This is a genomic window from Streptomyces sp. NPDC056296 (assembly GCF_042268605.1).
In the GTDB taxonomy this organism is placed as follows: domain Bacteria; phylum Actinomycetota; class Actinomycetes; order Streptomycetales; family Streptomycetaceae; genus Streptomyces.
Window position 1 is genome coordinate 21,478 of the sequence record NZ_JBHJRX010000084.1, and the last position, 6,637, is coordinate 28,114.

The window sequence follows — 6,637 nt, forward strand, 5'->3', positions numbered from 1 at the left end:
CATGAGGTCATACCGCGCCCGTATGCGACCGCCGTGCGACCGTGCCCTGTCTCCGCGCGACTCCCCTTGACCGTTTCCGGACCTAACCTCGACTCGAACTCGGGTATCCCTCAAGCCGGTTGGGGGCATGACGTCTCCAGCGGCCGCGCAACCTCGAGGAGGGGCACGTGCTTGAGCCCGCGTACCAGGCGGACGTCGTCGTCGTGGGGGCCGGGATCGCCGGACTCGCCGCGGCGCATCGGCTGACCAGCGCAGGAGTGACGACCACGGTCCTGGAGGCCGCCCACGGCGTCGGCGGCCGGATGGCGACCGAGAAGGTCGACGGCTTCCGGCTCGACAGAATCGGACAGCCGCTGTCCACGGCGTATCCCGAACTGCGCCGCACCCCCGGGCTCGACGGCCTCGCGCTGCTGCCCTTCGCCCCCGGCGTCCTGCTGCACAGCGAGGGCCGCCACCACCGCGCGGGCGCCCCGGCGGGCGCACGGGGCGCAAGGGGCGCACTCCACGCGGTGCGCGCCCTCGCGAGCGCCCCCCGGTCCGCGCCTGCGCCCCGGCGCCCGGCCAACGCGCCCCGCGCGTCCGGGGCTCCCGTGGTCGCGCCCCGCACCCGGGCGGGCGCCCCGCTCGGGACCGCCGTCGACCAGGCCCGGCTCGGCGGCGCGCTGACCCGCCTGGCGGGCACCCCGGTCGAACGGCTGCTGGCCCGCCCGGAGCTGCCCGCCGCCCAGGCGCTCGCGGTGCGCGGGCTGCCGGCCCGCACGATCGACGGCTTCCTGCGCCCGCTGCTCGCCGCCCTGCTGTGCGACCCGGACCTCACGACCTCCAGCCGGTGCGCCGACCTCGCGCTGCGCGCCTTCGCCGGCGGGCGGCTCGCGCTGCCCGAGGGCGGCGCCGAGGCGCTGCCGGAGCTGCTGACGCGGGCGCTGCCGCCCGGCACCGTGCGCACCGGCGTCCGGGTCACGTCGGTCGCCACCAACGCCGTGGCCACCGCGGAGCACGGCGTCATCCGCTGCCGGGCCGTGCTGGTGGCGACCGACGCCCGCGCCGCGGCCGAGCTGCTGCCGGGCCTCAGGGTGCCGGACTTCCATCCGGTGACGGTCGTGCACCACACGACGGACGAACCACCGACGACCGGCGCCTGGCTGCTGCTGGACGCGGACCGCGGCGGCCCGGTCGCCCACACGGCCGTGGTCAGCGACGTGGACCCGTCCCGCGCGCCGGCCGGACGCGCCCTCGTCTCCTCGACGGTCCTCGGCCCTCCCCCGTCCGACGTCGACACGGCCGTACGCATGCACCTGTCCCGCCTCTACGGCACCCCGACCACCCGCTGGGAGACCCTCGCCGTGCACCACACGCCCGAGGCGGTGCCCGCGATGCGCGCACCGCACGACCTGCGCCGGCCGGTGCGGCTGCTGGCCGGCCTGTACGTGTGCGGCGACCACCGCGACACCAGTACCGTCCAGGGCGCGCTGCACTCGGGCCACCGGGCGTCCGCGGCGATCCTGACGGACCTGGGGGCGGGCCGACCGATGCACAGCGCCGACCCGCTGCCGACGGCCCGAGCCGCCTAGGGCAGGCCCTGACGAACGCGCGCCCCGGCTACCCCAGTGCCGCCACCTTGTCCCGGTAGCCCCGTACCGGCGCGGCGTCCCGGTACGGCTCCAGGCGCCGTTCGAAGTCGCGCACGTACTCCACCGCGCGCACCGACCGCATCTCGGCCGCCTGCCCGGCCGCCTCGGCGGCCAGCTGGCAGGCCTGGTCGAGTTCGCCGAGGCCTAGGCGGGCCGTGGCGAGGACGATCCGGCAGAACAGCCGGCTACGGGCGTAGACGGGGGCGCGCAGCTGCAGTGAGCGTTCCGCGTGCTGGGCGGCGGCGCGGAACTGCTGCAGGTCCCGGTGGCAGTGCCCGAACTCGTCGGCGAGCTGTGCCTCGTCGAAGAAGCGCGCCCAGTGCGGCACCTCGTCGCCCGGCCGGGCGGTCTCCAGGGCTCGTTCCGCCCTGACCAGCGAGGCGGTGCAGGCCCGCACCTCGCCGAGCAGGCCGTGCGCCCGCGCCTCGGCGGCGTGCAGCAGCGTCTGTACGACCGGCGGCGCGGAGGTCCCCACACCCTGCTGCGCCACCCGCGCGAGCTGCACGGCCTCGCGCCCGTGGCCCAGGTAGACGGCCTGGCGGCTCATGGTGACCAGCACGTACGAGCCGTACGCCCGGTCGCCGGCCGCCTGCGACAGCCGCAGCGCCTGCACGAAGTAGCGCTGGGCCAGGCCGTGCGCGGCGATGTCGTACGAGGTCCAGCCCGCGAGCCGGGTCAGGTCGGCGGCGGCGGCGAACAGCCGGCGGCCGGTCTGCTCGCCGTAGGTGCCGCGCAGCATCGGCTCCAGTTCGTGCTCCAGATAGCGCACGAGGGCCTGGCGGGCGTGTCCGCCGCCGTACCGGTCGTCCAGGCTGCGGAACAGCTCGCCGACCGAGCGCAGCGCGGCGAGGTCGCCGCCGGTGACCTTCTGGCCGGGCCCGCGCTCGGCCGGGGCGCGTCGGCGGGACGGGTCGAGCGGGACGGGGATCCTGGGGGTCGCCGGGCGGCCCTGCGCGGGGATGCGTACGGGCACCTCGACGCGGGCCACCTTCTCGTCGGCGCGGCCGATCAGCCAGTCCCGGCTGGGCACGACGAGGCCCGCCGGGGTGAAGGCGATCTTGCGCAGTTCGGCGTGGCTGCCTGAGTCCTTGCGCCACAGCCCGCCGACGATGTCGACGGCCTCGTCCGGGGAGGCGGCGAACTCCAGCCCCGCGTAGACGGGCGCGCAGGCGTCCAGGCCGAGGTCCTGGGCGCTGAGCCGGCGCCCGAGGCGCCGGGTGAAGACCTCGGCGATCAGCGCCGGGGTGGTGCCGCGGGGCTGCTGGCCGCGCAGCCACCGGGTGACGGACGTCTTGTCGTATCTCAGGTCCAGGCCGTGTTCGAGTCCGAGCTGGTCGACGCGACGCGCGAGACCCGCGTTGGAGAACCCCGCTTCGGCGATGAGCGCGGCGAGCTGGCGGTTGGGGGTGCGCTGCGCGGGTCGTTCCGTCATGGTGCGGTGCGGTCTCCTGCCTTCCGGGCCGTTCGATGTGCCCGGAGCGCCTGTGAGCAGCCCTTATGGCCTCGTGAACGGCGTGAATGTAGCGGAGAGTAAGCGCCCGATCGCACACTTCGAGCGGCATTCATCCGATCGTGTGAGGATTGCCCGCCCGGCTGACGACGGGCGGGCGGTCGTACAGTGGCGTGGGCACGGTTCGTGCCTTACGACCTTCCAGGGAGGCACTTGCCGTGAGTGAGCTGCGGTTCGTCCGAATGGGGTTCGGTGCCGAACGCGTCGAGTACCAGGAGGCGTGGGACGAGCAGCGCCGGGTGCACGCGGCGCGGTTCGCCGACGAGGCCCCCGACACGGTGCTGCTCCTCGAACACCCGCCGGTCTACACCGCCGGCCGGCGCACCGAGGACAGCGAGCGTCCGCTGGACGGCACGCCGGTCGTCGACGTGGACCGCGGCGGCAAGATCACCTGGCACGGTCCGGGCCAGCTGGTGGGCTACCCGATCCAGAAGCTCCCGCGCCCGGTGGACGTGGTGGCGCACGTACGACGCCTTGAGGAGGCCCTGATCCGCACCTGCGCGGAGTTCGGCCTGCAGACCACCCGGGTCGAGGGCCGCAGCGGGGTGTGGGTCCTCGGCGACCCGCTCGATCAGCGCCCGGCGCTCGGCGGGCTGTCCCTGGACTTCGACCCCCGGCTGACCGACGACGAGTTCGACCCGCGGATGAACGGGCCCGAGTACGCCCCGTCCAACGCCGGCCAGCGCCGCGAGGACCGCAAGATCGCCGCGATCGGTATCCGGGTCGCCAAGGGCGTCACCATGCACGGCTTCGCCCTGAACGTGAACCCCGACAACAAGTGGTTCGACCGGATCATCCCCTGCGGCATCCGCGACGCGGGCGTCGCCTCCCTCGCGAACGAACTGGGCCGCGACGTGACCATCGAGGAGGTCCTGCCGGTGGCCGAGCGCCATCTGCGCGACGTCCTGGAGAACGCGGACCTGAAGCCGCGGGTGATCGAGAGGACGCCGGCCTGAATCCAGCGCGGCATAAATCCAGCCCGTCCGGTCCTTGCAGGCGGAGGGCATAAATCCAGCCCGTCCGGCCCTTTCCGGCGGAGGGCATAAATCCAGCCCGTCCGGCGTTTGAGGACGAGGCCGTTCAGGCCGAAGCGGGGGCCTGGGGGCGGCAGCCCCCAGCAGGGCCAGCACCAACGCCGACCAACAAATCAACGGGCGTACCCTGGGGCACGCCGAAGAATCAAACGCTAGGGAGCCGGTCGTGTCCGCAGTCGCACCCGACGGACGCAAGATGCTGCGCCTGGAGGTCCGCAACAGCCAGACCCCCATCGAGCGCAAGCCCGAGTGGATCAAGACCCGGGCGAAAATGGGCCCCGAGTACACCAAGATGCAGAACCTCGTGAAGAGCGAGGGCCTGCACACCGTCTGCCAGGAAGCCGGCTGCCCCAACATCTACGAGTGCTGGGAGGACCGCGAGGCGACCTTCCTCATCGGCGGCGACCAGTGCACCCGGCGCTGCGACTTCTGCCAGATCGACACCGGCAAGCCCGAGGCTCTCGACCGCGACGAGCCGCGCCGGGTAGGCGAGTCCGTGGTCACCATGGACCTGAACTACGCCACCATCACCGGCGTCGCCCGTGACGACCTGCCGGACGGCGGCGCCTGGCTGTACGCCGAGACGGTGCGCCAGATCCACCAGCAGACGGCGGAGCGCGAGGACGGCCGCACCAAGGTCGAGCTGCTCGCCCCCGACTTCAACGCGGTGCCCGAGCTCCTCCAGGAGGTCTTCGCCTCCCGCCCCGAGGTCTTCGCGCACAACGTCGAGACGGTCCCCCGCATCTTCAAGCGCATCCGCCCCGGTTTCCGCTACGACCGCTCCCTGAAGGTCATCACGGACGCCCGCGACTACGGTCTGGTCACGAAGTCGAACCTGATCCTCGGTATGGGTGAGACCCGCGAGGAGATCAGCGAGGCGCTGAAGCAGCTGCACGAGGCCGGCTGCGAGCTGATCACCATCACGCAGTACCTGCGCCCGTCCGTGCGCCACCACCCCGTGGAGCGCTGGGTCAAGCCGCAGGAGTTCGTGGAGCTGCAGCAGGAAGCCGAGCAGATCGGTTTCTCCGGCGTGATGTCGGGCCCGCTGGTGCGGTCCTCGTACCGGGCCGGACGGCTCTACCGGATGGCGATGGAGCAGCGTCACTCCGCCACCGTGTGAATTCACGCACAAGTCACTACTCGCCAGTAATGGCCGATACGTCGCGGTCCCGACCGTCCTCGCAGATGAGGGCACCGGTCGGGGCCGCGACGCCGTTCCGGCCCCGGGCACCGCGGCTTCATGTCCGTTTGACCGGCGGGTCACGCCCTGGTAACACCAATCAGTGACCCTGAAATCACACCACGTACACCCGTCTCCGCGCCCGGAGCCGTACCGAGGGGGGACCTCCACGATGCAGGCCGCGCCCGTTCGCGTCACCGCCGTTCGCGCCACCGCCATCCCGTCGTTCACCACCGCCCTGCGGGCCGTCGAGTCGCTGCTGATGAGCGGCGGTCAGCGCACCGCCCGGCGCAACGCCTGGACCTCCGTGCTGGAGGACCGCCGCCGCGCCAAGGACCGGATCGAGACGGAGCGCGTACTGCGGCAGTCGGTCGCCGGCCGCCCCTGACTCCGATCCCGCCGCCGTCCCGTCCCGCCGCTCCGGGCACTGCCGTCGTCGGCGCTTTCGGGGGCACGTAGACTTCGTGCCATGGCGAGGAAGGAACCTGCAGCGGACGCTGCGAATCCCGGGCGACTGAAGCAGATCGCTCTGACCTACAAGATGACCCGCAAGGCCGACAAGAAGATCGGTCTTGTACTCGCGGGTGTCGGCATCGTCGTCTTCGGTGTCCTCCTCGCGATCGGTTTCCTGATCGGTCACCCCATCTATGCCGGCATCCTGGGCGTGCTGCTCGCCTTCCTCGCGACGGCGATCGTCTTCGGTCGCCGGGCCGAGCGGGCGGCCTTCGGACAGATGGAGGGCCAGCCGGGCGCCGCAGCGGCCGTGCTGGACAACATCGGCCGGGGCTGGACCACGACACCCGCGGTGGCGATGAACCGCAACCAGGACGTGGTGCACCGCGCGGTCGGCAAGGCGGGCATCGTGCTGGTGGCGGAGGGCAACCCGAACCGGGTGAAGTCCCTGCTCGCGGCCGAGAAGAGGAAGATGGCCCGGATCGTCGCCGACGTACCCGTGCACGACCTGGTCGTGGGCACCGGCGAGGGCCAGGTCGAGCTGAAGAAGCTGCGCACGACCATGCTCAAGCTCCCCCGCGTCCTGAGCGGCCCGCAGGTCACCGTGACCAACGACCGGCTGCGCGCCCTGGGCGACCTGATGAGCAACATGCCGCTGCCCAAGGGCCCGATGCCGAAGGGCATGCGCATGCCCAGGGGCGGCAACCCCAGGCAGCGCTGACCCCGTTGGACTTCGAGACGCCGGTACGGCGATGGGGGCGCCCGGATCACTCCGGGCGCCCCCCCCCCCCTCCCGGACCCCACCCAAGAACGCCACACCCGAGTACAT

At 72.8% G+C, this 6,637-nt stretch carries 6 protein-coding genes; 5 read left to right on the forward strand and 1 reads right to left on the reverse strand.

What is annotated here, in order from left to right:
• Positions 1-167 precede the first annotated feature (167 nt).
• Positions 168-1,571 (forward strand): NAD(P)/FAD-dependent oxidoreductase, encoded by a 1,404-nt coding sequence (locus ACFCZF_RS37620; protein WP_376675487.1) that lies wholly within the window; start codon positions 168-170, stop codon positions 1,569-1,571.
• Positions 1,572-1,599: 28 nt separating this feature from the next.
• Here the strand turns inward: ACFCZF_RS37620 and ACFCZF_RS37625 are convergent, their stop codons facing one another.
• Entirely contained in the window at positions 1,600-3,063 is a 1,464-nt protein-coding gene (locus ACFCZF_RS37625; protein WP_375924492.1) for a regulator, read from the reverse strand.
• Positions 3,064-3,299: 236 nt separating this feature from the next.
• On the opposite strand from ACFCZF_RS37625, the gene lipB reads away from it, so the two are divergent.
• The 4 genes from lipB (at position 3,300) to ACFCZF_RS37645 (ending at position 6,529) form a co-directional block, all read left to right on the forward strand.
• Positions 3,300-4,097, forward strand: coding sequence for a lipoyl(octanoyl) transferase LipB (lipB, locus tag ACFCZF_RS37630; RefSeq protein ID WP_376675488.1), 798 nt, complete (start codon positions 3,300-3,302; stop codon positions 4,095-4,097).
• Positions 4,098-4,341: 244 nt separating this feature from the next.
• Entirely contained in the window at positions 4,342-5,295 is a 954-nt protein-coding gene (gene lipA / locus ACFCZF_RS37635; RefSeq protein ID WP_375924489.1) for a lipoyl synthase, read from the forward strand.
• Between the two features lie 232 nt (positions 5,296-5,527).
• Positions 5,528-5,743, forward strand: a complete 216-nt coding sequence (locus ACFCZF_RS37640) for a hypothetical protein (protein ID WP_376675489.1) — start codon at positions 5,528-5,530, stop codon at positions 5,741-5,743.
• A gap of 81 nt (positions 5,744-5,824) precedes the next feature.
• The gene (locus ACFCZF_RS37645) at positions 5,825-6,529 is read left to right on the forward strand and encodes a DUF4191 domain-containing protein (protein ID WP_375924485.1); all 705 of its coding nucleotides are present in this window, start codon (positions 5,825-5,827) and stop codon (positions 6,527-6,529) included.
• The last annotated feature ends 108 nt before the right edge of the window (positions 6,530-6,637 follow it).